The organism is Paraburkholderia sp. J7, assembly GCF_905220155.1.
Taxonomy (GTDB): domain Bacteria; phylum Pseudomonadota; class Gammaproteobacteria; order Burkholderiales; family Burkholderiaceae; genus Paraburkholderia.
In genome coordinates, this window is record NZ_CAJMYZ010000035.1 from 1 (window position 1) to 24,016 (window position 24,016).

25 protein-coding genes are annotated in these 24,016 nt (G+C 62.7%); 10 read left to right on the forward strand and 15 right to left on the reverse strand.

The genetic code is table 11. From position 1 onward, the window contains the following. Positions 1 to 65: 65 nt before the first annotated feature. Positions 66 to 1,604 (reverse strand): histidine ammonia-lyase, encoded by a 1,539-nt coding sequence (gene hutH / locus U5A58_RS36675; protein ID WP_321965007.1) that lies wholly within the window; start codon positions 1,602 to 1,604, stop codon positions 66 to 68. Positions 1,605 to 1,870: 266 nt separating this feature from the next. On the opposite strand from hutH, the gene U5A58_RS36680 reads away from it, so the two are divergent. From U5A58_RS36680 to U5A58_RS36705, 6 genes are all read left to right on the forward strand, one after another. Beyond that, the gene (locus tag U5A58_RS36680) at positions 1,871 to 2,629 is read left to right on the forward strand and encodes an ABC transporter substrate-binding protein (protein ID WP_321965008.1); all 759 of its coding nucleotides are present in this window, start codon (positions 1,871 to 1,873) and stop codon (positions 2,627 to 2,629) included. Positions 2,630 to 2,694: 65 nt separating this feature from the next. After that, positions 2,695 to 3,384 carry an ABC transporter permease gene (locus U5A58_RS36685; protein ID WP_321917089.1) on the forward strand — a complete coding sequence of 230 codons (690 nt, stop codon included), beginning with the start codon at positions 2,695 to 2,697 and terminating at the stop codon, positions 3,382 to 3,384. Then, the gene (locus U5A58_RS36690; RefSeq protein ID WP_321938104.1) at positions 3,381 to 4,094 is read left to right on the forward strand and encodes an ABC transporter permease; all 714 of its coding nucleotides are present in this window, start codon (positions 3,381 to 3,383) and stop codon (positions 4,092 to 4,094) included. The genes U5A58_RS36685 and U5A58_RS36690 overlap by 4 nt, the downstream gene beginning before the upstream one ends. Before the next feature lie 35 nt (positions 4,095 to 4,129). Then, positions 4,130 to 4,897, forward strand: coding sequence for an ABC transporter ATP-binding protein (locus U5A58_RS36695; protein ID WP_321945223.1), 768 nt, complete (start codon positions 4,130 to 4,132; stop codon positions 4,895 to 4,897). A gap of 261 nt (positions 4,898 to 5,158) precedes the next feature. Further along, positions 5,159 to 5,692, forward strand: a complete 534-nt coding sequence (locus tag U5A58_RS36700) for an AraC family transcriptional regulator (RefSeq protein WP_321938108.1) — start codon at positions 5,159 to 5,161, stop codon at positions 5,690 to 5,692. Then, positions 5,689 to 6,102 (forward strand): VOC family protein, encoded by a 414-nt coding sequence (locus U5A58_RS36705; RefSeq protein WP_321917097.1) that lies wholly within the window; start codon positions 5,689 to 5,691, stop codon positions 6,100 to 6,102. The genes U5A58_RS36700 and U5A58_RS36705 overlap by 4 nt, the downstream gene beginning before the upstream one ends. A gap of 80 nt (positions 6,103 to 6,182) precedes the next feature. On the opposite strand, the gene U5A58_RS36710 is transcribed toward U5A58_RS36705, so the two are convergent. From U5A58_RS36710 to U5A58_RS36720, 3 genes are all read right to left on the reverse strand, one after another. Beyond that, positions 6,183 to 6,497, reverse strand: a complete 315-nt coding sequence (locus U5A58_RS36710) for a hypothetical protein (RefSeq protein ID WP_321938111.1) — start codon at positions 6,495 to 6,497, stop codon at positions 6,183 to 6,185. Between the two features lie 151 nt (positions 6,498 to 6,648). Continuing rightward, positions 6,649 to 6,840 (reverse strand): hypothetical protein, encoded by a 192-nt coding sequence (locus U5A58_RS36715; protein ID WP_321965009.1) that lies wholly within the window; start codon positions 6,838 to 6,840, stop codon positions 6,649 to 6,651. A gap of 264 nt (positions 6,841 to 7,104) precedes the next feature. Further along, positions 7,105 to 7,560: a MarR family winged helix-turn-helix transcriptional regulator gene (locus U5A58_RS36720; protein ID WP_321917102.1), complete on the reverse strand. Its 456-nt coding sequence runs from the start codon at positions 7,558 to 7,560 to the stop codon at positions 7,105 to 7,107. Positions 7,561 to 7,809: 249 nt separating this feature from the next. On the opposite strand from U5A58_RS36720, the gene U5A58_RS36725 reads away from it, so the two are divergent. Beyond that, positions 7,810 to 8,310 (forward strand): SET domain-containing protein, encoded by a 501-nt coding sequence (locus U5A58_RS36725; RefSeq protein WP_321965010.1) that lies wholly within the window; start codon positions 7,810 to 7,812, stop codon positions 8,308 to 8,310. Between the two features lie 22 nt (positions 8,311 to 8,332). Here the strand turns inward: U5A58_RS36725 and U5A58_RS36730 are convergent, their stop codons facing one another. The 4 genes from U5A58_RS36730 to U5A58_RS36745 all read right to left on the reverse strand — a co-directional run bounded on the left by U5A58_RS36730 (position 8,333) and on the right by U5A58_RS36745 (position 12,781). Next, positions 8,333 to 9,472 carry a porin gene (locus U5A58_RS36730; RefSeq protein ID WP_321965011.1) on the reverse strand — a complete coding sequence of 380 codons (1,140 nt, stop codon included), beginning with the start codon at positions 9,470 to 9,472 and terminating at the stop codon, positions 8,333 to 8,335. A 149-nt stretch (positions 9,473 to 9,621) separates the two neighbouring features. Further along, positions 9,622 to 10,449 carry an ABC transporter ATP-binding protein gene (locus tag U5A58_RS36735; RefSeq protein ID WP_321965012.1) on the reverse strand — a complete coding sequence of 276 codons (828 nt, stop codon included), beginning with the start codon at positions 10,447 to 10,449 and terminating at the stop codon, positions 9,622 to 9,624. Next, positions 10,446 to 11,504 (reverse strand): iron ABC transporter permease, encoded by a 1,059-nt coding sequence (locus U5A58_RS36740; RefSeq protein ID WP_321965053.1) that lies wholly within the window; start codon positions 11,502 to 11,504, stop codon positions 10,446 to 10,448. Before U5A58_RS36740 ends, U5A58_RS36735 begins: the two co-directional genes overlap by 4 nt. 44 nt (positions 11,505 to 11,548) lie before the next feature. Then, a complete protein-coding gene (locus U5A58_RS36745) occupies positions 11,549 to 12,781 on the reverse strand; it encodes an ABC transporter substrate-binding protein (protein ID WP_321965013.1) in 1,233 nt (410 codons plus the stop codon). A gap of 141 nt (positions 12,782 to 12,922) precedes the next feature. Between U5A58_RS36745 and U5A58_RS36750 the strand changes: the two genes are divergently transcribed. Beyond that, a complete protein-coding gene (locus U5A58_RS36750; RefSeq protein WP_321965014.1) occupies positions 12,923 to 13,636 on the forward strand; it encodes a response regulator in 714 nt (237 codons plus the stop codon). After that, entirely contained in the window at positions 13,633 to 15,081 is a 1,449-nt protein-coding gene (locus U5A58_RS36755) for an ATP-binding protein (RefSeq protein ID WP_321965015.1), read from the forward strand. The genes U5A58_RS36750 and U5A58_RS36755 overlap by 4 nt, the downstream gene beginning before the upstream one ends. A 15-nt stretch (positions 15,082 to 15,096) precedes the next feature. Here the strand turns inward: U5A58_RS36755 and U5A58_RS36760 are convergent, their stop codons facing one another. The 6 genes from U5A58_RS36760 to U5A58_RS36785 form a co-directional block, all read right to left on the reverse strand. Then, entirely contained in the window at positions 15,097 to 15,813 is a 717-nt protein-coding gene (locus tag U5A58_RS36760) for an SDR family oxidoreductase (RefSeq protein ID WP_321965016.1), read from the reverse strand. Between the two features lie 49 nt (positions 15,814 to 15,862). Further along, positions 15,863 to 16,744: an NAD(P)H-binding protein gene (locus U5A58_RS36765; protein WP_321965017.1), complete on the reverse strand. Its 882-nt coding sequence runs from the start codon at positions 16,742 to 16,744 to the stop codon at positions 15,863 to 15,865. Positions 16,745 to 16,820: 76 nt separating this feature from the next. Then, positions 16,821 to 17,393 carry a TetR/AcrR family transcriptional regulator gene (locus tag U5A58_RS36770; RefSeq protein ID WP_321917115.1) on the reverse strand — a complete coding sequence of 191 codons (573 nt, stop codon included), beginning with the start codon at positions 17,391 to 17,393 and terminating at the stop codon, positions 16,821 to 16,823. Between the two features lie 1,032 nt (positions 17,394 to 18,425). Next, positions 18,426 to 18,752 carry a hypothetical protein gene (locus U5A58_RS36775; RefSeq protein WP_321965018.1) on the reverse strand — a complete coding sequence of 109 codons (327 nt, stop codon included), beginning with the start codon at positions 18,750 to 18,752 and terminating at the stop codon, positions 18,426 to 18,428. An 8-nt stretch (positions 18,753 to 18,760) separates the two neighbouring features. After that, a complete protein-coding gene (locus U5A58_RS36780; RefSeq protein ID WP_321965019.1) occupies positions 18,761 to 19,009 on the reverse strand; it encodes a hypothetical protein in 249 nt (82 codons plus the stop codon). A gap of 106 nt (positions 19,010 to 19,115) precedes the next feature. Then, positions 19,116 to 21,137, reverse strand: a complete 2,022-nt coding sequence (locus U5A58_RS36785) for an NADPH-dependent 2,4-dienoyl-CoA reductase (protein ID WP_321965020.1) — start codon at positions 21,135 to 21,137, stop codon at positions 19,116 to 19,118. A 339-nt stretch (positions 21,138 to 21,476) separates the two neighbouring features. Between U5A58_RS36785 and U5A58_RS36790 the strand changes: the two genes are divergently transcribed. Continuing rightward, a complete protein-coding gene (locus U5A58_RS36790; protein ID WP_321965021.1) occupies positions 21,477 to 22,001 on the forward strand; it encodes a MarR family transcriptional regulator in 525 nt (174 codons plus the stop codon). 59 nt (positions 22,002 to 22,060) lie between these two features. Here U5A58_RS36790 and U5A58_RS36795 read toward each other — a convergent pair whose 3' ends face one another. Beyond that, positions 22,061 to 23,401 carry an MFS transporter gene (locus tag U5A58_RS36795; protein ID WP_321965022.1) on the reverse strand — a complete coding sequence of 447 codons (1,341 nt, stop codon included), beginning with the start codon at positions 23,399 to 23,401 and terminating at the stop codon, positions 22,061 to 22,063. Between the last annotated feature and the right edge of the window lie 615 nt (positions 23,402 to 24,016).

Below are 24,016 nucleotides of genomic sequence, written 5' to 3' on the forward strand. Positions count from 1 at the left end.
AACGTCGTCGTCTCGGATGTTATTCAGGAATGCTGTTTTATTCAGGCTCGAATGCTGACCGCGGCTTATTGCTCGGACTCGAATGCGAGCGGGCTGTGCGTGGCGATTGCGCCGTTCTGCACGAGCTTCGTCATTGCGGCGATGTCCGGCGCGAAGTAGCGGTCGAGGTCGTAATGCGGCACTTCGGCGCGCACCGACTGCATCACGTGCGCGAGCGCCGGGCTCGTGTGGTGCGGCGCGCGCAGGTCCACGCCCTGGGCTGCTGCGAGCAACTCGATCGCGAGAATGTTGGCCGTGTTGTCGGCGATATCGGCGAGCTTGCGCGCGGCGAACGTCGCCATCGAAACGTGGTCTTCCTGGTTCGCAGAGGTCGGCAGCGAATCGACCGAGGCCGGATGCGCGAGCGTCTTGTTTTCCGAAGCGAGCGCTGCTGCCGTGACGTGCGCGATCATGAAGCCCGAGTTCACGCCGCCGTCCTTCACGAGGAAAGGCGGCAGACCCGACAGCGTGGCGTCGATCAGCAGTGCGATGCGACGCTCGGCGAGCGCGCCGATTTCGGCTGCGGCCAGCGCGAGATTGTCGGCGGCGAAGGCCACCGGCTCGGCGTGGAAGTTGCCGCCCGACAGCACTTCGTTCGTTTCCGGGAAGATCAGCGGATTGTCCGACACCGCGTTCGCCTCGATGAGCAGCACCTGCGCCGCGTGGCGCATCTGGTCGAGACACGCGCCCATCACCTGCGGCTGGCAGCGCAGCGAGTACGGGTCCTGGACCTTGCCGCAGTCGCGGTGCGAGAGATTGATCGCCGAGCCTTCGAGCAGCGTGCGATAGGCCGCGGCCGCATCGATCTGGCCGCGATGGCCGCGCAGTTCGTGAATGCGCGCGTCGAACGGCTTGACCGAGCCAGCCGCTGCATCCACGCAGAGCGCGCCCGACACGAGCGCCGTACGGTACAGGTCTTCGATCGCAAACATGTTGTAGATGGCGAGCGCGGCGGATGCCTGCGTGCCGTTGAGCAGCGCGAGACCTTCCTTCGCCTGCAGGGCGAGCGGCTTGAGGCCGACGAGACGCAAGCCCTCGAGCGCGCTCATACGCTCGCCCTTCGCGAACACATCGCCCACGCCGAGCAGCACACACGACATATGCGCGAGCGGTGCGAGGTCGCCCGAGGCGCCCACGGAACCCTTCACCGGAATTACGGGCAGCACGTCGGCGTTGAACAGTGTGATGAGCGCGTCCATCACTTCACGGCGGATACCCGAATGGCCGCGGCCCAGGCTCGACAGCTTCAGCGCCATCAAAAGGCGCACGACCGGACGCGACATCGGCTCGCCCACGCCCACGGCGTGCGAAAGCACCAGGTTGCGCTGCAGCAGTTCGAGCTGGTCACGCGGAATATGCGTGCTCGCCAGACGCCCGAAGCCCGTATTGATGCCGTAGGCGGGTTCGCCCTTCGCCGTGATCTCGGCAACGGCGCGTGCGCCGGCGTCGATGGCCGCGAAGCTGGCCGGATCGAGTTCGAGCTTCACGCCGCCGTTTTCATCAGCGCGCGCGATCTGGCGCAGTTGGGAAAGGGTCAGATGGCCGGGAGTAAGTTTGATGTTCATTGCAGTGTCAAAGTTGTCTGGACAAGGTGGAATCAGATTACCGAAGCGAGCTTGTCTATACAAGTTCAATCTGCTCCACGTATACCCGAAGTTTCGCTTCCTGACGCCTGAATTACGCCATCTTTCGATTTCGACACAGTGAAATCCCCAGGTGATAACACCGATTGCCGGTCTTTTCGACACATCGATAATTGTATAGACAACTTGCCGGGCCGAACCTCTAGTACATGACCGGGCACACGCCAACTATTCCTATCGGAGACTTCATGAAGAAACTTGCCTTGTGTGTCGCCCTCGCCCTTGCCGCCGGTGGCGCGTATGCGAAGGACTGGTCCACCATCCGCTTCGGCACCGACGCAAGCTACGCGCCGTTCGAATCGAAAGCGACGGATGGCAAGCTGGTCGGCTTCGACATCGACCTCGGCAACGAGATCTGCCGGCGCCTGAATGCCAAGTGCGTATGGGTCGAGCAGGACTTCGACGGCATGATTCCGGGCCTGAAGGCCAAGAAGTTCGACGGTGCGCTCTCCGCGCTCACGATCACCCCACAGCGCGAGCAGCAGATCGCCTTCTCGGCCAAGCTCTTCAACACGCCCACGCGCCTCGTTGCGAAAACGGGTTCGCCGCTGCAGCCGAGCGTCGCTTCGCTGCAAGGCAAGACGGTAGGCGTCGAGCAGGGCTCGATTCAGGAGACCTACGCAAAGCAGAACTGGGCGCCCAAGGGCGTCAACGTGATTCCTTACCAGAACCAGGATCAGGTGTATCTGGACCTGCAATCCGGGCGCCTCGACGCCGCGCTGCAAGACGAAGTGCAGGCCAATCTCGGCTTTCTGAAAACCCCGCGCGGCGCCGGCTTCGCGTTCGCAGGCGCGGAAATCCCCACCGGCGCCGCTGCTATCGGCCTGCGCAAGGAAGACGCGGACCTCAAGGCAAAGATCGACAAGTCGATCGCCGACATGATCAAGGACGGCACGTACAAGAAGATCGAGTCGAAGTATTTCGACTTCGACGTGTACGGCGGCTAAGCGCCGCTGGCTTCTCCTGCAACCACAAAGGGGAGCGTGGCTCCCCTGAACGAGGACATCCTTCCATGGTCTTTCAAGGCTTCGGCCCGCTGCTCCTCGCGGGCACGTGGGAAACCATCAAGCTCGCGGTGCTCTCGCTCGGCGCCGCGTTCGTGCTCGGGCTTGCGGGCGCTGCCGCGAAGCTCTCGCCCAACCGCATGCTCTCGCGTATTGGCACCGCATACACCACGCTCATTCGCGCGGTGCCCGACCTCGTGCTCATGCTGCTGCTGTTCTACAGCATCCAGATCTGGCTCAACGACGTGACCGACATGATGGGCATGGACCAGATCGACATCGACCCGTTCGTGGCCGGCGTCATCACGCTCGGCTTCATTTACGGCGCGTATTTCACCGAGACCTTCCGCGGCGCGTTTCTCGCCGTTCCGCGCGGACAGATCGAAGCGGGCTTCGCATACGGCATGAGCTCCACGCGCGTGTTCACGCGCATTCTGTTCCCGCAGATGATGCGCTTCGCGCTGCCCGGCATCGGCAACAACTGGCAGGTGCTCGTGAAGGCCACGGCGCTCGTTTCGATCATCGGCCTGGCCGACGTGGTGAAAGCCGCGCAGGACGCGGGCAAGGCCACCCAGGCGTTCTTCTTTTTCACGCTCGTGACCGGCGCGATCTATCTCGCCATTACCACGGTTTCCAATCTGGCATTGCACCGCCTCGAAAAGCGCTATTCGACCGGTGTGCGGAGGGCAGCGCTGTGATCGAACTGCTTCGTCAATACTGGCCCAACTATCTGTACAGCGACGGCTTCAACACCAGCGGCCTCGCCATTACGCTCTGGCTGCTGGTCGTCTCGATCGTCGTGGGCTTTCTGCTTGCCGTGCCGCTCGCCATTGCACGCGCTTCGCGCAACCCGTGGCTTTCGCGGCCCGTGTGGGTCTACACCTACGTGTTCCGCGGCACGCCGCTCTATGTGCAGTTGCTGCTGTGCTACACGGGCCTCTACAGCCTGCATTTCGTGCATGCCAATCCGGTGCTTGGCGACTTCTTTCGCAGTGCCATGAATTGCACGCTGCTGGCGTTTGCATTGAACGAGTGCGCCTACGCCACCGAAATCTTCGCGGGCGCGATTCGCGAAACTTCGTATGGCGAGATCGAAGCGGCCCAGGCCTATGGCATGTCGAAGACGAAGGTCTACACGCGCATCATCCTGCCTTCGGCGTTGCGGCGCGCCCTGCCCTCGTACAGCAACGAAGTGATCCTCATGCTGCACGCCACGACGCTCGCGTTCACCGCGACCGTGCCCGACATCCTGAAGGTGGCGCGCGACGCGAATTCCGCCACCTATATGACGTTTCAGGCGTACGGCATTGCAGCGGCGCTCTATGCGTCCATCGTCTTCGCCCTGATCTGGGGTTTCCGCCGCCTCGAAACCCGTGTGCTGGCTTACCTGAAGCCGCAAGGCCATTAAAGAATTTCCTGCAGTCCTGATGGAGTGAACCGAATATGTACAAGCTGATTGTCGACGACCTGCACAAGAAGTTCGGCGAGAACGAGGTTTTGAAGGGCGTATCGCTCAAGGCAAAGGCTGGCGACGTGATCAGCCTGATCGGATCGAGCGGTTCGGGAAAGAGCACGTTTCTGCGTTGCATTAACTTTCTCGAATCACCCTGCTCGGGACGCATCACGCTCAATGGCGAGGAAATCCGCACCAGCGCCGACCGCAGCGGCGCGCTGCGCGTGAGCGATCCGAAGCAGCTCCAGAAAATGCGCACGCGCCTTTCGATGGTCTTTCAGCATTTCAATCTCTGGGCGCACATGACCGTGCTCGAGAACATCATCGAGGCGCCGGTCAGCGTGCTTGGACTGAGCCGCAGCGAAGCCGAGGCCCGCGCGCGCAAGTATCTCGACAAGGTGGGGCTCGCTGCCGGTGTCGAGCACAAGTACCCGTCGCACCTCTCAGGCGGCCAGCAGCAGCGCGTGGCGATTGCCCGCGCGCTGGCGATGGAGCCCGAAGTGATGCTGTTCGACGAACCCACCTCCGCGCTCGACCCCGAACTCGTGGGCGAAGTGCTCAAGGTCATGCAAAAGCTCGCCGAAGAAGGCCGCACGATGATCGTCGTCACGCACGAAATGGGCTTCGCGCGCAACGTTTCGAATCACGTCGTATTTCTGCACAAGGGCAAGATCGAAGAGCAAGGCGACCCCAAGGAAGTGCTCAATGCGCCGCGCAGCGAGCGGCTGCAGCAGTTCCTGGCGGGACGGTTGAAGTAAGGTCCGGGCGGCCAGTCACTCGCGGCCCGCCAGCGCATCGAGGCGTCATGCCGAACGATGCGCTGGCATCGACGTGCGGCCTCGGTTACACACCTTGTGTGCGCTGACTTGTACCTCAGGCGCGACAACGGCGAGATCATCCAGTTCGTCGAGTCGCAGTGAGCAACGCCTGGCAGGCCCACCCGATCGCAAGCCAGTCAGCCGCTCTCAATCGCTGTTGGGCCCTAAACTACCGGCATGCCGCCCATTTCAGACGAATGCATGCCGACTAGCGCACCCGCCGTCAACCACGCGCAGCCTGCCCCACCCGACACCGAACCCCTCCAGGACCCGGCCCTGCTGCGCCGTCTGTTGCGCGCGAAAGACCGCATGGACGCCGCCTCCCACGAGGCCTGGCCGGTCAAGCGCCTCGCCGAGGTCAGCGGCGTTTCCGAAGCGCATTTCGCGCGCTCCTTCAAGCGTGCCTTCGGCCTCCCGCCGCATCGCTATCTGCTCACACGGCGCATCGAGCAGGCCACCACCCTGTTGCGCGACTCCGATCTCGACATCACAGATATCGCCTTCGCCACCGGCTGGGAGAGTCTTGGCACCTTTGGCCGCACATTTCGCGACGTTACCGGCTTGAGCCCCAGCGCCATGCGCGTTCAGGTGCGGGCCAACCTGCCCGAGATCGACCGCGTGCCCGCCTGCGTGCTCAAAGCCGCGCAGCGCCCCGACCTCACCACAGCAGTTTTGGAGAAGCGCCGGCGCGCGGGCAAGGCTAAAGTGCGGCCATCCATCAAGGAGGTGACATGAACCAAGGTATCAATGTGGTAGGCCTGTACGTCGACGACCAGGACGAAGCGCTCAAGTTCTACGTCGACAAGCTGGGATTCCGTGTGCATACCGACGTGCGCAATGGCACGTACCGCTGGCTCACGGTGCAGCACCCGGAGCAGCCTTCATTCCAGCTCGGACTCTTTCTGCCCGGGCCGCCCGTTCACGACGAGGCCACCGCGCAAACGCTGCGGGCCATGGTCGCCAAGGGCGCCATGCCGCCTCTCGTGCTCGCCGTGGCGGACTGCCGTGCCAGCTACGAGCGCCTGAAGGCGCTGGGCGTGGAATTCACTCAGGAGCCTGTCGACCGCTATGGCAGCGTGGATGCGGGTTTTCGCGACCCTGCCGGCAACGGCTGGAAGATGATTCAGGCGCCAAAGCCGCAGTGACTTTGGGCAACGACGGGTGACTGCGGGTGACTGCGGGTGACTGCGGGTGACTGCGGGTGACTGCGGGTGACTGCGGGTGATTACGCGTGCGCGGCGCCGAAGGCCATGCCTTCGTCCGCGTCTTCGAAATGGTCTCGACTTTCGGCGATTTCCTGATAGTCGATCTGGCCGTCGAGCATGACGTACTCATGTATGCGCAAGCCCGCACACAATACGACCTCGATATTGCGATCCGTCGCCGGAAACGCGGCCTGCGGCTTGCCGTGCTGGGAAACGAGCAGAAGCTGGCCGCCTAGCCTGTCCTTCACGAATAGCGTCTGCGTGACGCGCGAGGTTTGCACGCGCGTGCGATCGCCCACCAGATCCAGATACGTTTCGCCGATGTTTTTGAACATTGTTGCCTCCATTCCGGCGCAGCCCGCCGCCGACTTTCATTTACATGACAAGTCAACTATAGTGCCGAAATAAGGCAACGGCTCGCGACATCCTGTCGCAAACGATAGCTTAATGGAGCGCATCGGACTCCAGATCATTGACACGTTTGAGCTAGTCGAGTACCGCGAACGGCGCGTGGCCGTCCATCCAGTCGTACTGGCTGGTCGGAGTCGCCCACGCCCAGTTCGACGGCGAGCGCGCTGCGGCGCTGTGGTTTGCGCGGTTCGTGCCAGTGTGTGCCACAGCGCTCGTCGCGCGATCGTGGGTGCTCGTTTCGTGGCTTTCCGCGATGATGTTTTTCATTTCGTCCCGCTCCAAGGAAAAATTAGATCCGCATGCTGGAGCCGACCGTTTGCACGGCACGTCCAGCAGGTTTTCAATGTGAGGGAACGATACGGCAATCCAGAGAAGCGCTTTTTGCTTCCAATGCCATTCTTTTATGTTCAGGCGCCACTGAGCGTTAACGCCAAGGCCGCCACAAAACAGCGCTACGTCTCGCGGCGGCAGTTTGATGACAATTCAATGACTGATCGCGTGCCGGAAAGCCATGCACGGATGCGCAGACGCTCAGGGCGTGGCGTCCCAGCCATGTGACGCGAGGATCTTGTCGAGCAAAAAGCGCAGCGCAACGCGCTCGGCCTCGTTCAGCCCGTGGTAAAGGTCGCTGTCGCGCTTTTCCAGCGTCGGGCCGATCTTCTTGAAGATCTTGCGCCCTTCGGCGGTGAGCGAAATGATGACGCTGCGCCCGTCCTTGTCGTTGCCTGCGCGCGCGAGGATCTCCTTGGCGAGCATGGCCTCGACCGTGCGGCTCGCCTGGCTCTTGTCGAGGTTGGCGCGCCGCGAGATGTCCATCACGGTTTGCGGTCCGAACGTGCCGATCGCGGCGATGATGCTCGCCTCCGGATACGGCACACCCAGTTTGTCGCGCGACATCTCGCTGCTCATACGATCGGCGATCTTGGTCAAGGCCTTCAGCCGATAGGTCAACGAGGCTTCTGCGCCTGGCTCATTCGTGCTTGCCATATGCCCACTCAAGAATTGGATCGGGAAACCCGAGAAATAAACCCCGGTATGTTGCCCTGATCCTGCCCGCGAGGTCAACTGGGTGCCAGGCACGGGGCAGCAGCGGCGAGTCGAGTGCGGTCTGCTTCAACACGGTGCACGCAACGTGCGAAGGCGCAATAAGCAGCATCGACGCTCATATGCATTTTCAACACTCGCTTTCATACTGGCCGCTTATACTGCACGCGTTCAACGCGCGCGAAGATGGCCATGAGCAAACGAATGACTGTCCGGCAGTCGCCGGTGCACGGAAAAGGCGTCTACGCATTGCGCCCCCTGCGGGCCGGCGAGCGCATCTTCGAATACAAAGGCAAGATCATGAGCTGGCGCAGCGCGGCCCGGCGTTATCGTCTGCGTGAAGAGGGCGCGCATACGTTTCTCTTCGGCCTTTCCGATGGACGCGTGATCGACGGCGGCCAGGGCGGCAACTGGGCGCGCTGGCTCAATCACGCGTGCCAGGCGAACTGCGAAACCGTCGAAATCAACGGCCACGTATTCATCGACGCATGCCGCGACATCCTGCCGGGCGAAGAGCTATTCATCGACTACGCGCTCGAATTGTCCGACGACGCCTGCGAAGACACCATCCGCGAATACACCTGCCGCTGCGGCACGCCTGGTTGCCGCGGGACGATGCTCGCCAGCGCTGGCGCCGGTGTTAGCGCGGACGCCGGCGCAAGCAGCATCGTCAGCGTTGCCAGCCTGCTTTAGGTTGCGGCGGGCTGCGCCACGCTTAGAACCGGTGCCGCATGCCGATCGCAACAACCGTCTGCTGATTCGTCGACGACGCCGACTGCCCGCTGATATCCGCTCCCAGACCCGAGCCGTCCGCGCTGATGTGCTGGTAGGTCGCCTGCGCATAGACGTCGGTGCGCTTCGAGAGGAAATAGTCGGCCTGCACCGACACCTCGTGCCAGCGCGGGTGATGTTCGCCGCCTGAGCTCGAAAGCGCGCCCTGGGTGTAGGTGTACACGCCGTTCAGGCTGAATTGCGGCGTGAACATATAGCTCGCGTTCACCTCGTAGTTGCTGAAGCTTGCGCCCTGCCCGTTCTGCACGAGGCCAAGGCTGTTCGCGCCGTTGATCGTGTCGAGGCCGCCCAGCTGCGTGCGCGTCCACACAAAGCCGAAGCGTGCATTACGCGTGATGTAGTTCACGCCCGCGCCATAGGTGCGCTGCTGGGCCGCGATGAACGTGCGGTCGGTGAGCGTGAGCGCGCCGTTCGTGTTGCTGCTGCCGCCGTTGTTCGCCTGCAGGTAGCCCGTGCCGAACTGGAATCCGCCGAAATCGTACGACGCGCCAAAGCTGTAGAGGCGATTGTCGTCGAAGCCGCCCGCTTCGTTCGAGAAGCCGTAGAGCGCGCCGAACTTCGCGCCGCCAAAGTTCGTGCTCGCATACTTGACCGCGTTGTTCACGCGAAACGAATTGTTGAGATTGTCGTTGTCGTACGGGTGAGCCGAGAGATTGTTGCCGCCCGGATGGCGCCCCGTGAAGCTGAGCGGCGCGAGATAGTCGACCACGGAGTCATATTGCCGGCCCAGCGTGAGCGCGCCGTAGCGATTGTTTTCGAGGCCCGCGTACGCCTGGTAGCCGAACATGCGGCCGCCCTGGCGCAGCGTGCCGTTCGTCACGCTGAAGCCGCTCTCAAGGCGGAAAATGGCGCGCGTGCCGCCGCCCAGGTCCTCGCTGCCGGTTATGCCCCAGTGGCTGCCCGTGACGTTGCCGCTGCCGGCCGCAAAGAGGCTATGGCCGCCTGCGTTGCTGTTGTACGAGAGTCCGGCGTCGATCACGCCGTACAGCGTCACACTGCTTTGTGCGTGGGCCCCGCATGCATAAGCCGCGGCGAGGGCTGCGGCGACGAGCGTCTTTTTCATTGTTTTTTCCTTCGAGTGATCACGAGTGTTACGTGTGGCGATGGCCGCGCAGCGCGCGAACCGGCCCCGCATTCGCGCAAGGCGAATGCGGTCCGGCGTCGTGAAGACGCGCGCTGAAACGGCGGATTGAACGGGCTGGCTGGGCCGCGCTAGTGGCGGCTGGCGATGCCCTGCTGACCGGCGAGACCGTCGATCAGAACTTGAAGCTGTCCGCGCGAGCATGGCTCGATGCGCGCGCGAACGCCGAACACTTCGGCGAGGCTGTCGGCGGTGACGACCTCGGCCGGTGCGCCCAGGCGCGCTATGCGCCCTCGATGCAGCAGCATCGCGCGGTCGCAGGCACGCACGGCCGCGTTGATGTCGTGCAGCACGACCACCGTGACGATCGCGCGCTCGCGGGTTACGTCGCGCAGCACCTGCATCACCTGGAACTGGTGATTGAGGTCGAGCGCGGAGCACGGCTCGTCGAGCAGCAGCACCTGCGGATCGCGCACCAGCGCCTGAGCGATACCCACCAGCTGGCGCTGCCCGCCCGAGAGCTCGTCGAGCGAGCGGCCCGCGAGCGCGGCAATGCCGAGCCGCTCGAGCACCGCATGCGCGTGCGCGATTTGCACGGACGACGCCCCGCGCGACGCGCCAAACTGCGACGCCGGATCGCGCCCCGCACGCGCGGCCACCACGACCGACTCCAGCACCGCGAGGCGCACGCCGGCCGGCAACGCTTGCGGCAGATAAACCACGCTGTGCGAGCGAGCGCCCGCGGCAGTTAGCTTGAGCGGCGCGCCATCGAGCGAGAGCGAGCCGCTGCGCGGCGCGTTCAGGCCCGCCAGCGTACGCAGCAAGGTGGATTTGCCGCTGCCGTTCGGCCCGAGCAGCGCCGTGATCTCGCCGCGCGCGAGCGGCCCGGCGCTCAATTCGCTCAACACCTCGCGCTTGCCGTAGCGCACCGAAAGCGCGTGGATCGACAGCCCGCTCATTGCGACATCCCCTGCGAGCGCACGACGATGCCGAGAAAGAGCGGAATGCCCACGAGCGCCGTGACGATGCCCACCGGAATGAGCACGCCCGGAATGAGCAGCTTCGAAGCGATGGAGGCGAGCGAGAGCATTAGTGCGCCGAGCAGCAGACTGCCCGGCAGATAGAAACGATGATCCTCGCCGAACAGCGTGCGCGCGATATGCGGCGCGATCAGCCCAACGAAACCGATGGTGCCGACGAACGACACGGCGAGCGCCGAAAGCGCCGACACGCGCAACAGCGTGCCCAGGCGCAGGCGCCGCACGTCGATGCCGAAGCTCGCCGCGCGCTCTTCGCCCAGACGCAGCGCGGTGAGCGTCCACGCGTTGCGCATCGAGAACGGCACGGCGAGCGCGAGCGCCGCTGTGAGCACGCCGATCTTCGGCCAGTCGGCGCGCGCAAGCGAACCGAGCGTCCAGAACACGAGGCCTTGCAGCGCGTCGGCGGAGGCGATGAACTGCATCAGCTCGACGAGCGCGTGAAACGAGAACACGAGCGCGATGCCCATCAGCACGACGCCCGCCGTGCTCATGCCGCGCCAGCGCGCGACGAAATCGAGCATGAGCGCCGAAGCGAAAGCGAACACGAACGCGTTGGCCGAAACGATCCACGTTTGCGCGACGCCCGGAATCGCCACGTCGAGCACGATGGCGAGCGACGCGCCGAAGGCGGCCGCCGCCGAAACGCCCAGCGTATAGGGGCTCGCGAGCGGATTGTTGAGGATCGTCTGCATCTCCGCGCCCGAAATGCCGAGCGAGGCGCCAACCACGAGCGCCATGACCGCATACGGCAGGCGGATCTGCCACACGATCACGCTATTGGCGGGGTCCGCCGAGGCGGGCTCGAAAATCGTGCGCAGCAAGGTCGCAATGGGCAGACCCGAAGGGCCGGAGCTGAGGTCGAACAGCAGCGAGGCGACAATCAGCAGCGCGACCGCTGCGAGACACAGCACGCGGCGGCGTGTGAGGCGCGCGTAGGCGCGCATCTGGGCCTTGGCGTCGTGCGCATCGGACATCGCGTCGAGCGGCCGCGTGGCTTCTGCGGCCAGGCGCACGCTGTTCACCGCGCGGCCTGCTGCGCTTGCGCCGCAGGCAACGGCGCATCGACCCACTCCGTACCCGTATCGGGAATCGCGAGGAAGCGGCGATACAGCTCACGCTCGGTCGCGTGCACATCGAGCGTGCTGAACTGCTGCGGATAGAACCACTTCGCGAACGCCTCGATCGCGACGATGTTGTACGGCGAGTCGTAATAGTTGTGCGAAATGCCGTGCACGCGCCCATCGTGAATCGCCTTGATGGTGTCGAAGCCGGGACGCGCGACCAGTTGCGCGAGGCTCGCATCGGCATCGTGCTCGCTCGTGAGCGCGCCCACGCGCAGCGACGCGAGGCCGGGCTTCGTGCGGCTGCCCGTGGCGATATACACGTCGGGCTGCGCCGCGATCACCTGCTCCATGCTGATGTCGCCGAGCACGCCGGGCAAGAGGCCCGCTGCGATGTTGCGGCCGCCCGCGGCATCCACGAACTCGCCGAAGTTGCCCTTGCCCGCCGTGTGGCAGCAGCCCGCATCCCATACGCCCGCCAGCATGTCCACGAACACCTTCGGGCGCTGCGACTCGGGAATCGCATTCACCACTTGCTGCACGCGCGCGAGATGCTGCTGATAGAACTGGATATAGGCATCGGCTTCCTTCTCGCGGTGCAGGACCGCGCCAAGCAGCTTGATGCTCGGCAGCGTGTTCTGCATCGGGTGCACGCGAAAATCGACGAACACCACGGTCGTGCCGGTCGCTTCCAGTTGCTTCACGAGCGCGTTGTAACGGCTCGGGCCGTGGCCCGCCACGCTGAAGATCGCCACGTCGGGCTTGAGCGCGAGCGCCTTCTCGTCGCTGATGCTGTCCTCGGTTGCCTTGCCGATCAGCGGGATCTGGCGAATTTCGGGGAAGCGCTGGGCGTAGGCCTCGTAAGTCTGCGGGTCCATGGTCGGCAGGTCGCCCTGCCAGCCCACGATGCGCGCGAGCGGCTTCTGACCCTCGAGCAGCGCGACTGCGGAAAGCAGACGGCTCTCGCCAAGCAGAATGCGATGCGGCTCGGCAGGCACCTTGACCGTGCGGCCTGCGAGATCGGTCACGACGAGCGGCGCCTGGGCCGTCTGCGCGGGCGCCGGCGTGGCGGCCTGGGCGGCGGTGGCGCCGCAGCTCAAGGCGATGGCGGCCGAAGTCGCAGCCGCAACGGATACGGCGCCCCGCAGCGCCACGCGGGTCAAGCCAGGGATCAATCGAAAGGTCAACATGATATATTCTGTAAATGCGAACGATTGCTATTTGCGAGCGCAACTTTAACGGTCATTTGTAATGGCGATGTGTTGAAACCGGCCGTTTTGTAATGGAATGTGTTGGCGCGGCTTCAGTCCCGCGGCGGCAAGAGAAAAAAGATGGATCACATACTGGTCGTCGACGACGACGCCAACATCCGGCAACTGCTGCGCGACTACCTGCGCGAGATGGGCTACCAGGCGAGCGCCGCCACCAACGGCGCGCAGATGAAGCAGATACTCGGCACCGCCCAGGTCGACCTGATCGTGCTCGACCTCATGCTCGACGGCGAAGACGGACTGGACCTCACGCGCGAGCTGCGCCGGGTCCACGACACGCCCGTCATTATTCTTTCCGCGCGCGGCGGCCTGCTCGACCGCATCCTCGGCCTCGAAATGGGCGCCGACGACTATCTGTCCAAGCCCTTCGATCCGCGCGAGCTGCTCGCCAAGATCAAGGTCGTCCTGCGCCGCACGCGCGCGGTGCCCGGCACGCGCCCCGCCGACGCGAACGCGTTCATCACCTTCGCGGGCTGGCGCCTCGACACGCGCATGAAGCAGATGTGCTCGCCGGACGGCGTGGTCGTTTCGCTGGGCGGCTCGGACTACCGCACGCTGCGCACGCTGCTCGACCATCCGAACCGCCCGCTCTCGCGCGAATTTCTGCTCGACCAGGTGTTCAGCAAGAGCATGACGCCGCTCGACCGCGCCATCGACGTCTGCGTGAGCCGGCTGCGCCAGCAGCTCAAGGATTCGGCGCGCGAGGCCACGCTCATTCGCACCGTGCGCAACGAGGGCTATATGCTCGTGGCCGACGTTGGGTACGAAGCGTGAGGCGGTTTGCTCGTTTCGCATCGAAGTTGCGTCTTTGGCCGCTTTGGCCCGATACGCTCTTCGGGCGCCTCGTCGTGATTCTCGCGGCGGGCATGTTCGCGGGGCAGTTGCTCACCAGCACGATCTGGTTCGAAACGCACGACAACCGCACGCTCGAAATTCCCGCGCGCCTCTTCGGCAGCCGTCTCGCCGATACGGTGCGCCTGATCCAGCGCGCGCCCGATGCCGCGACGCGTAAGGCGATCGTCGGCACGCTCGGCGACGACCGTTACCGCCTCCAGTGGGTACAAGGCGCGCCGCAGCCGGTGCCCGCCACGCTTTCGCTCGCGCAGCGCGCCACCGCCGGGCTGATCGAGGGCGTGATTCGCAAGCGCCTGCAAGAGCCCATCGACGTGCACCTGATCGACGCCCAGGTGCGCGACGGCGCGTGTCGCGAAGGCGGCGTGCTGAGCCTGTTCGACTCGCGCATGCCGACCGGCGACTTTCACGTGCAGCTCGAGGTGCCGGGTCAAGGGTGGCTCGATATCCACGCGAACGAGGGCCAGGCGGGCATGCATACCGAGCGCGGCGCGCTCGTGATGGATTACCTGCTGCGCATCTATGCGCTGCGCTTCGTCGCCGTGTGCCTGATCGCGTTGATTGCGGTGCGCTTTGCGCTTGCGCCGTTGCACCGCTTCGCGGCGGCGGCCGAAGCGCTCGGGCGCAACATCTATCGCGCGCCCTTGCAGGAAACGGGGCCGCGCGAAGTGCGCAACGCGGCGCACTCGTTCAACGCCATGCAGCAGCAGTTGATCGACAGCTTTGCCGCGCGCACGCGCTTTTTGAGCGCGGTCTCGCACGACTTGCGCTCGCCGCTCACGCGGCTGCGGCTGCGCGTGGAAATGCTGCCGGACGCGGCGTCGCGCGAGCGCTTGCGCGGCGACCTCGAAGACATGGAAGGCATGGTGCGCGCCACGCTAGACGCCGTGCAGGGTGTGGAGATCACCGAGCCGCGCCAGCGCATCGACCTCGTTTCGATGCTAGAAGGCCTCGCGAGCGATGCATGCGAGCAGGGCCATCCTGTGAGCGTGACGGGCAGCGTGCATGCGCCCATTCCCGGCTTTGCGCGCAATCTCAAACGCTGCCTGCAGAATCTTTTCGACAACGCGATTCGCTATGGCGGCGCAGCGAGCGTCACCGTAAGCGACGTTGAGCATGGCGTGCGCGTGGTGATCAGCGACAACGGGCCCGGCATTGCCGACACCGCGCTGCTCGAACGCGTGTTCGAGCCTTACTTCCGCGTCGATTCGCGTCGCAGCGATGCGCCGGGCGGCACAGGGTTGGGGCTCACGATTGCGCGCAGCGTGGCGGCCGCCCATGGCGGCACGCTCGTGCTGCGCAATCGGGTGGTGGACGGGAGAATCGTTGGGCTCGACGCGCAGTTGGACTTGCCGAGCGGCGATTGACCGGCCACCTGCTGCTCATGCCTGCAGCACCGCGGGGTCGATGTAGCCCGGCACCGCAGCGGAAAGCGATTGCTTCAACTCCCGGCTTCCCGCGTCCGCCAGCACTTCGCTTTCGCCCGCCTCAAGCGCGTTGTAGGCTTGCCGGACGACATCGGCGGGGCTGACTTTCGGCACGTCGAAATCCTTGGTGAGATCGGTATCGACAAAGCCGACATGCACGCCGACCACGCCGATATTGCGCGCCCTGAAATGCAACCGGATGTTGTTCGTATAGCTCCACGCCGCCGCCTTCGAAGCGGAATACGGCGCGAGGAACGGTACAGCGCGCCAGGAAACATCGGAGAGCACGTTGATGACGCCACCGTTTCCATCGCTCGGAAGCATGGATTCGAAAGCGCGGGTCGTGCGAATGACGCCATAAAAGTTCGTTTCGAAAATGCGCCGGGCCTGTTCTTCCGCCTCTGCCAAAAGCGGCGTCTCGAGTATTTCCGCAATCCCCGCGTTGTTCACGAGCAGCGTCACGTCCGACGCGACCTTCGCCGCGGCCGTGACCGAAGCCGGATCGGTCACGTCGAGCTTGACGGGAATGATGCCGGGTTCGCGAAAGCCTTCCGGGTTGCGCACCCCTGCGTAGACCTTGGCGGCCCCACGCGCGAGCGCCTCGCGTGCAAAGGCCAGACCGAGGCCGCGGCTTGCGCCCGTAACGAACACAACGGAATTCTTGATCTTCATTTTTAATCTCCTGGATCAGTTCTGCAAAGTAATCAAACGATCGATTGGATCAGGACTGGAAAAGCTCGCGGTTGGCGCGAACGAATGCCTCGACGGTCTGCGGCGCCCTTCCGGTGACTTGCTCGATGACTTTATCGATCCCTTCGAATACGCCGTTCTGGTAGTCGACGGCGACTTCAATGAAGTGCTGGATCACAAACTCCGGCAAGTCGTACTTCCGCAAATGCGCCCGATATTCGTCGAGCGTGCCCGGGCGATATACGATCTTCCTTTCGATGACCTTGCCGATTTCTTCGGCAATACCGTGGTGGTCGAGTTCGACCGGGCCGCAAAGCTCATACGTCTTGCCAATATGCCCCTGCGGTTGCGCGAGCACCGTGGCGATGAAGCGCGCCTGGTCAACGGCGGCAATCGGCGCATGGCGTCCCGCACCGTAAGGCAGCGTGATCTGCCCTTCCTTGACGATCGTGTCGCGCACCCAAGGGAAGATCAGCCATTCGGAAAAGAAGGTCGGACGAATATGAACGGTCGGCACACCAGACCAGTCGAGTACGCGTTCCGCGATCCAGTGATCGCGCGCGGCGTGGCTCTTCGCCTGTTCGCGCGCCGAGATCTGCGACATTTCCACCACGACTTCGAGACCGGCGCGGCGGGCGGCGTCTGCGAAATACGCCGTGCCCTGAATGAACCCGGGCCGCACGGGATAGCAAAGATAAGCGCCCGTCACGCCTGCGGTGGCGCGAATCAGATCGTCGTGATCGAGCAAGTCGCCCACCACGACTTCGGCGCCGGCGGCCTGCAGCGCAGCGCTGCGCGCGTCTTCCCGATGGACCATCGCGCGCACCGCATGTCCGGCTTCGAGCAGATTGTCCACCACATGCACGCCGGTTTTGCCGGTGGCGCCGGTAATCAGGAACTTACGCTGTTGCATGATGAATTCTCCATTTCAAGTGCATATGCACATATGAGCGCGAATCGAATCGCCATTCTCTGGCGACAGTTTTCGTTCAAAGCATTTCGATGTGTTGCCTGACGTCTTGCAGCAGCGACGCAGAAGCCGCTTGATCGGGGATGATGCGCGCCATGGTCAGCGCGCCGATCATGGCCGCTAGCGTGAACACGGCCTGCGACCGGTCCGCCTCTTCTTCCGGCGTTGCCATGCGCGCCGCCAGCATGTCGACGAGCGCGTCGAACCCGCGTGACGCCGCCGCACGCGCAGCGTCGTCCGCGCGCGCCAGCTCGCTGCCCATGGCGGCCAGTGGGCAACCATTTGCGCGCGCATCGCGATGACCGGTGGACATGTACGCGTCCACGACCGCACGGAACGCGTCCTCGCCCGTAGCCCCGGCCGCTGCGGCGGCGAGATTTTCGACGATGCCGGCCAGGCCCGCTTCGCAGGCTTCGGCGACCAGTTGATCCTTCGACTCGAAATGGCGATAAAAGCCGCCATGCGAAAGCCCTGCGGCGGCCATGACGTCGGCGAGGCCCGTTGCGTGGATGCCATTCGCCCTGAACGCGCCGGCCGCAACTTCCACGATGCGCTCGCGCGTTTGCGCCGTTTCGACCTTCGACTTCCTCATGATGACCCGTGCTCTGTGGTTCGATGTTGTTTAGATGGTAGTCATCATCTAAATGGAAGTCAAGGGCGATGCAAGGTAGCTCACGAGCAGGAACTTGCGGCGCTGGTGATTGGCAAACGAAACCTGTTCTGTTGCAAACAAACTTGTTCTCGCGATTCTTCGCAAATAAAACTGTCCTGAAAAATCGACCCCGCGATTCGACTCCTTACGCCATGAGGGTTTGCACGCAACGCCCTTCCCACGCCAAGCGCACTTTCGCTGCATTGTAAAAATTACCAGCAGCAGCTTAGGTGACCTCCAAACTCTCGGCGAAAACGCCCCCGCTCTAATAATCAAACACTTAGCCAAACACCTTGCAAACAAAACTGGTCCGAGAAATGCCCCTTGCAAACAACATCTGGCGTGACGAAAACAGGCCAAATAAACTGATCCATAAGAATTTTTCCAAGCAAACTCTGAGACGTCGATCGCACGCAACTTAACTGCTGACTAACCTGCAGCCCGACGCTCCGCCACAGTTCGAGCCGAGTCAGGGTCGTCGATAGCTTTGCAGGCGAATGTCGGCATGCATCCGGATTACGTTGCGCGAGCGCGGCGCTTTGCATGGAAAGTGTAGCGCGCTCGCGGTCTCCCCCTGTACCTTGAAATCGCCTGGACGCGTCACAAGGAACAAGCCAATGTTTAGGTCGAAACTACGGCGGGCGCTCGTTAAGGAGCGTCGAACCACGATGGATAGCCAGCACCTCGATCGTGTAGCTTCCGCGGTGCGTCAGGCAGGTCAGCCGCCGGAAGCCGAGCCGAAATCGGATATGCCACGCTTTGGTGAGCGCCCATCGCGCCACTAAACGCTGACGCATTCGCGCGCTCAAAGCGGCGCTCCAACAGTAGCGTTCAAATCCGGCTTCGGCATTAGCAGTTCGCGTGCCGTTCCCAGCCTCATTTCAGCTGCCTGAGTTTTGTGTCAGGTGCGCAGGCATCCCGCCGCATTCACGCAGGTGCGCAGATACGATAGTGACGAGTGCCCCGCAATCTTCACGTCTCGCAATCGACTGCCGCATTGACGATCCGGCCGTTCGTCCCAGCTCCCAGACTTGTTTTCCTTCTCTGTCTCTTTTCCCGTCCGCCCGACAGGTAATGCCCTACATTTTCTTTTGCGGTTCGGATCGCGCTATCAAAGTCTCGATTAGTGGAGACGTGCCGGTGATCGACGCTGACGAGCCATTGCTCTCCAGCGAGACACCATCGAATGCGGCGCTCTTCCATCAGGGACGAAAACCACCTCCAAACGGCACCGTCTTCGGTGTTGGCCGCCAGCGCGGCCGCCGTCCTCATCCGTGTCATGTTGTCCAGATCGTTCATAGCCTGTCTCAGCGTTGCTCGATGCAGCTGGATCGCCGCAATTCCGTGGGGCTTTCCGGACGGTCCGGCGTTGTATTCTCGCGGCTCGCAAACTGCCGGATTCCGGCGTTCCATGTCAGCTCGATCTTATCGATCGTTCCGCAGCCACTTTTCGTCGTGCCCGGATAGCTCGCATACACCCCCGCAATCGCGTTGCTCCCGCAATTCTGCCGCCAGCGCATTTCGGACGAACCAATCGCCGCGTTGCACGTCTTCACACGCTCCTTCGCGGTTTGCGTGTTACTTGCTGCCACAAGACGACAGGTTATGACGGCTGGCTTCACAATGCACCTTCGCGCAACCGCAAGACATTAGCGCGCTGGTTTAGAGCTCGACGGCAAGCCGGGTCGCCTGGTCGATGGCCCGAAGCGCATCGAGTTCACCGGCCACATCTGCGCCACCAATCAACCTGGGCTCGATGCCGCGGGCCACGAGTGCGTCATGGAGTGCACGATTCGAATTTTGGCCGGCGCACAGCACGACGTGATCGACGTCGAGCACGTGCTGCTTGCCGTCGACCGTGTAATGCAGCCCGTCATCGTCGATGGCATCGTACGTCGCCCCCGCCGTCATCATCACATTCGCCTTTCGCAACTTCGCCTTCAGGATCCAGCCTGTGGATTTCCCGAGCCGCTTGCCGAGCGGTTCGACCTTACGCTGGAACATGTGGACGTAACGACGAGGGGCTGCGTGGTTGGCGACGGGTATCAGACCGCCCGGGCGCACGTTCGCCGGGTCGACTCCCCAGGCCCGGAAGAATGCCTCCCCGTCCAGCGACTCCGCTGCATTGCCCAATAGATATTCGGCAACGTCGAAGCCGATACCCCCTGCACCGATAATCGCCACGCGCGGGCCCACGTCAATCTTGCCGGTGAGGACGTCGATATAGGTCACGGCCTTCGGATGGTCGATGCCCGGTATCTCCGGCATACGCGGCGTCACCCCCGTGGCGAGAACGATCTCGTCGAAATCACCGCGCGCCAGTTGATCGGCCGTCGCCGCCGCGCCGAGTCGTATGGACACACCGAGCTTGCCGAGCCGCGCCTCGAAATAGCGCAGCATTTCGTTGAACTCGGCCTTGCCTGGCACCGCTTTCGCCATGTTCAACTGACCGCCGAGTCGGGTTTCTGCCTCGTAGAGGGTGACATCATGTCCGCGTTCGGCTGCGTTGATGGCGAATGCCATGCCTGCAGGTCCGCCGCCGACAACGGCGATGCGTTTCGGCTGCGCAGCAGTACCCGTCGGAAACTCGATTTCACGGCCCGCGCGCGGATTGACCAGACACGTTGCGGTACGTTCGGTGAAGATGCGATCGAGGCAAGCCTGATTGCAACCGATGCAGGTATTGATCTCGTCGACGTTGCCCTGCCGCGTTTTCTTTGCAAACTCCGGATCGGCGAGCAGCGGCCGCGCCATCGAGACCAGATCGGCCACGCCGGATTCGATCAGCTCCTGGGCGACTTCCGGCATATTGATCCGGTTCGACGCCATCACAGGAATCGAGACCGCACGCTTCACGTTGCGGATCGCGTCCCGCCACACTGCGCGTGGCACGGAGGCGGCAATCGTAGGGACTGCAGACTCGTGCCAACCCACACCCGTGTTGATCAGGTCGGCGCCCGCGGCTTCGATTCTCCGCGCAAAGGCCGCTATCTCCTCGCCAGTCATGCCGCCTTCAACGAGGTCGATGGACGAAATCCGGTAGATCAGCATCGGCCCCGCCCCTATGCGGGACCGCACAGCTTCGACGATCTCGAGCGGGAAACGAATGCGCCCTTCGAAACTGCCGCCGTATTCGTCACTGCGTGCATTGGTCACTTCCGCAGTGAATTCGTTGATCAGATATCCTTCCGAGCCCATGATCTCGACGCCGTCGTACCCTGCCTCGACGGCTAGCGCTGCGGTATGAGCAAAGTCGGATATCGTCCGCTGCACCTCTTCCGTGCTCAGCGGGTGCGGCGAAAATGCATTGATACGCGCCTTGCCCGCGGACGGCGCGACGCAGTTCTGCACCTTCGCATAGCGGCCGGCGTGCAGGATCTGAAGCACGATCTTGCCTCCCGCTTCATGGACTGCATGCGTCACACCCCGGTGCTCGTCGAGCTGTGAAGCGCTATTGAACAACGGCCCCCCCTCTTCCATGACCCCTTCCGGATTGGGCGAGAATCCACCGCTGAGGATCAGTCCGATCTCGCCAGCGGCTCGTGCCGCATAGAAGGCTGCAAGGCGCTCGTGCGGTCGATCGAGCGTTTCCAGGCGTGTGTGCATGGCGCCCATCACCATCCGGTTAGGCAGTACCGTCAAGCCAACGGGAAGCGGGGTCAGTAACGTTTCAAAGCGGGGCATGGAGCGTCTCGTCATGTTGTAGGCATCGTATCGGTACTCTAGATCGCGCCGATCTTTACGTCAACATCATGACATAAATTATCGTGATAAACTGTTTTAAAGATTGAAAAATTGGCCATACAAGGTCTTGACTATTCCTAACAAAGGTCACGTAGCTGTCTAAATTGGCTGTCTGCGACGCGCTTGCGGTGCCTGCGGCGTGCATCCGTCAACCAGGACACAGGCCGCTTCAACACGCCGACGCCTTCTCCCGCGAGCGTGCGATGAAGTGTCTGCCCGAATGCCCCCTTACAATATTGGATTCGGACGCTGAACCGGCCGGCCTTTCACCAGACAATCATGACTACAACCGATCCCTCATACGATCAGTCCGTCTCGTCCATCCACAACCGGTTGTTCTTCCGCCTGTTTCAGGCCGGTAACACCCTCGACAGGCAGACGATCAAGTCACTTGGTATTACCACCGTGCAATGGGCCGTGCTGGGGGCGCTATCACGCCCGCAGGTCGCCAACGGCATGTCGTTTTCGGAACTGGCGGACTATCTCGTCGTAAGTCGACAAAGTCTCGATGGCGTCCTGAAACGGCTGGAACGAGAGGAGCACGTCTTGCGCGTGGCCGACACGGTAGACAGACGCGCGAAGATGGTGGTGCTGACGCCCGTCGGACACAAGTTTTGGAACAGTTTGCAGCCGAAGATCTATGAGTTCTATCGACAAGCGCTCGCCGGCTTCCGATTCGACGACAAGGTATCGTTGGTCCATTTCCTGAATCAGCTCAACCAGGGCATGTGCGACGTCAATCTCGATGAACCCGCCGGCAGCAAGCGAGGAGACACTACAGCACTCGCGCAGCTGCACGAGTAGAAGCGCCGAATCGTGCAACGCGCGAGCCGGTAGTGCCGGCCCGCATACGCACGACCGCTTCAAAGCTCAACGTCTTTCGTCTCGGGACCCATGAGCGCACCAGCGCAAGCAATGACACCTCCAATGCATAACAGGGCGATCGGCGTGTATCGCGACGGCATCACCGTGCCCAGCCAGTTCATATAGAACGCGTAGAACGACGGCACGATCACGGACAGACTGTAGCCGACGCCAAAGCCCGTCGCGCGGACTCCTGTCGCGAAGCGTTCGTTGATGTATGTCACGATGACGGCCCATGCGGAGCTGACCGTGAGAGCAAGCAGACAAACCAGCAGCATGACGACGGGCAGCGCCGCACCGGCGGCGCCGATCAGCAAATAAAGCAGAATTGCACCCAGCGTGGCGCTGAGCGCGCCGATGAGCGCAAGCATGGTGCGCCTGCCGATCCGCTGACCCAGCATCCCGGCGCCGATATAGCCAAGACAGAGTATCGAATACGACACCATGAGCGTGATCGTCATCTCGAACGCCGTAAGGTGCAGTGTCCTCAACAGGACACCTGTGGGCAAGAACAGGCCAACGACATTCTGCGTCAACCAGAAACCCGTCATCATCGCCAATACCTGCACAAGACTCTTGAATTCGCTTCCCCTGGTCAAACGCACCGCCGACGTAGCGTTTTGCGTACGCGCTGTTTTCCTGCCCCAGACTTCGGATTCGGCAACCTTGCGGACATAGTAGACAGCCAACCAGGCTGCCATCAGAGCACCAAGTACGAATGGCACGCGCCATCCCCATTGGGCATAGGCCGAGTCTGGTCCGCCCACGGGGAAGAGCTTGAACATAATCATCGCGATGAAATTGATCGCGACGTAGGCCGCCGGGAAGCCTGCGAGGATAATGCCGCCCACGAGGCCGCGTTGTTCCTTCTTCGCATACTCGATCGCCAGCGGCAGCGCTCCTGTATATCCACCACCAAGAAAGATACCGTCGACAAAGCGCAAAATCACAAGGATCCAGTACGATGCGATTCCGATCGACGCGTAGCCGGGAATCAGGGCAATTAGCAGCGTCGCAACGCCGAACCCTGTCACCGAGGCAATCGATGCTGTCCGGCGACCAATACGGTCAGCGATCCGACCAAAGAGCAGCGCTCCCAGCGGCCGCCCGAGCAGCGTCATGATGAAGACAAGAGATTCCAGCACGGCCTGTTGCCCGTGCTGGAGGTGCGGTGGGAGAAAATACGACTGGATAGGCGCCAGAATAATCACGGGGAGATAGATATCGAACATGTCGATGAACTCCGAGAAGACAGCGCCCTTGATCGCGCTCTTTCGCTTCTCATCCACGTCCTCCTGTGGCGCCAATTCGACGCCCTGCCCCAGTTGCAGTGATTTCATCCGTGTCTCCAATGTATTGATGTCGAATTCGCTGCGCGATAGGCCGCCTTCGGCTCCCTGCTAACCCGACAAAGCCTGGCCATTAAGCGGCTTCGCACACCGCGGACAACGAAAAGCGACATTCGTGCCATCTGGTGCTTGCTTGCCCGCGTACTGAGCAGGAGGGCCGCCCCACACGTGCGATTACGACACGCATTCGGATGCGTGACCTTGCCGTGCGGCCACGCAGGCGTGTCTTCGAAACGCCCTCTTCAGAGCATCTGTGTCTTCGTCGCGCACACATTGGATGATCAACAGACCAGTGCGTCGAAATCATAAGGACACAACTCGACGTCGATCCTCCTGCAACGGAAGCGCCCGGTGGCCCCCGGCCGGCTCTCAAGTACCTTCCGCCTCGAATTTACGACGGGTAACTGTCATACCTGAGAACGGATGATCGAATCTGATCTACCCGTTCAAACCAATCATCTGGACTTTGCATCATGATCTTGACACATAATGACGCCCGGCGTATCGTCAGCCGTAGTCTGGGATGGCGTGCGTGGCGGGTTCGCGTCGACGAACGCAACGGTTCATTCAGCCAGCCACGGTATGCCCCCCCAGTGTCCGTCTTGC

Coding starts and splice junctions, on each gene's coding strand:
- hutH (WP_321965007.1), bottom strand. CDS start 1,604: ATGAACATCAAACTTACTCCCGGCCATCTGACCCTTTCCCAACTGCGC.
- U5A58_RS36680 (WP_321965008.1), top strand. CDS start 1,871: ATGAAGAAACTTGCCTTGTGTGTCGCCCTCGCCCTTGCCGCCGGTGGC.
- U5A58_RS36685 (WP_321917089.1), top strand. CDS start 2,695: ATGGTCTTTCAAGGCTTCGGCCCGCTGCTCCTCGCGGGCACGTGGGAA.
- U5A58_RS36695 (WP_321945223.1), top strand. CDS start 4,130: ATGTACAAGCTGATTGTCGACGACCTGCACAAGAAGTTCGGCGAGAAC.
- U5A58_RS36700 (WP_321938108.1), top strand. CDS start 5,159: ATGCCGACTAGCGCACCCGCCGTCAACCACGCGCAGCCTGCCCCACCC.
- U5A58_RS36705 (WP_321917097.1), top strand. CDS start 5,689: ATGAACCAAGGTATCAATGTGGTAGGCCTGTACGTCGACGACCAGGAC.
- U5A58_RS36710 (WP_321938111.1), bottom strand. CDS start 6,497: ATGTTCAAAAACATCGGCGAAACGTATCTGGATCTGGTGGGCGATCGC.
- U5A58_RS36715 (WP_321965009.1), bottom strand. CDS start 6,840: ATGAAAAACATCATCGCGGAAAGCCACGAAACGAGCACCCACGATCGC.
- U5A58_RS36720 (WP_321917102.1), bottom strand. CDS start 7,560: ATGGCAAGCACGAATGAGCCAGGCGCAGAAGCCTCGTTGACCTATCGG.
- U5A58_RS36725 (WP_321965010.1), top strand. CDS start 7,810: ATGAGCAAACGAATGACTGTCCGGCAGTCGCCGGTGCACGGAAAAGGC.
- U5A58_RS36730 (WP_321965011.1), bottom strand. CDS start 9,472: ATGAAAAAGACGCTCGTCGCCGCAGCCCTCGCCGCGGCTTATGCATGC.
- U5A58_RS36735 (WP_321965012.1), bottom strand. CDS start 10,449: ATGAGCGGGCTGTCGATCCACGCGCTTTCGGTGCGCTACGGCAAGCGC.
- U5A58_RS36740 (WP_321965053.1), bottom strand. CDS start 11,504: ATGTCCGATGCGCACGACGCCAAGGCCCAGATGCGCGCCTACGCGCGC.
- U5A58_RS36745 (WP_321965013.1), bottom strand. CDS start 12,781: ATGTTGACCTTTCGATTGATCCCTGGCTTGACCCGCGTGGCGCTGCGG.
- U5A58_RS36750 (WP_321965014.1), top strand. CDS start 12,923: ATGGATCACATACTGGTCGTCGACGACGACGCCAACATCCGGCAACTG.
- U5A58_RS36760 (WP_321965016.1), bottom strand. CDS start 15,813: ATGAAGATCAAGAATTCCGTTGTGTTCGTTACGGGCGCAAGCCGCGGC.
- U5A58_RS36765 (WP_321965017.1), bottom strand. CDS start 16,744: ATGCAACAGCGTAAGTTCCTGATTACCGGCGCCACCGGCAAAACCGGC.
- U5A58_RS36770 (WP_321917115.1), bottom strand. CDS start 17,393: ATGAGGAAGTCGAAGGTCGAAACGGCGCAAACGCGCGAGCGCATCGTG.
- U5A58_RS36775 (WP_321965018.1), bottom strand. CDS start 18,752: ATGAACGATCTGGACAACATGACACGGATGAGGACGGCGGCCGCGCTG.
- U5A58_RS36785 (WP_321965020.1), bottom strand. CDS start 21,137: ATGCCCCGCTTTGAAACGTTACTGACCCCGCTTCCCGTTGGCTTGACG.
- U5A58_RS36790 (WP_321965021.1), top strand. CDS start 21,477: ATGACTACAACCGATCCCTCATACGATCAGTCCGTCTCGTCCATCCAC.
- U5A58_RS36795 (WP_321965022.1), bottom strand. CDS start 23,401: ATGAAATCACTGCAACTGGGGCAGGGCGTCGAATTGGCGCCACAGGAG.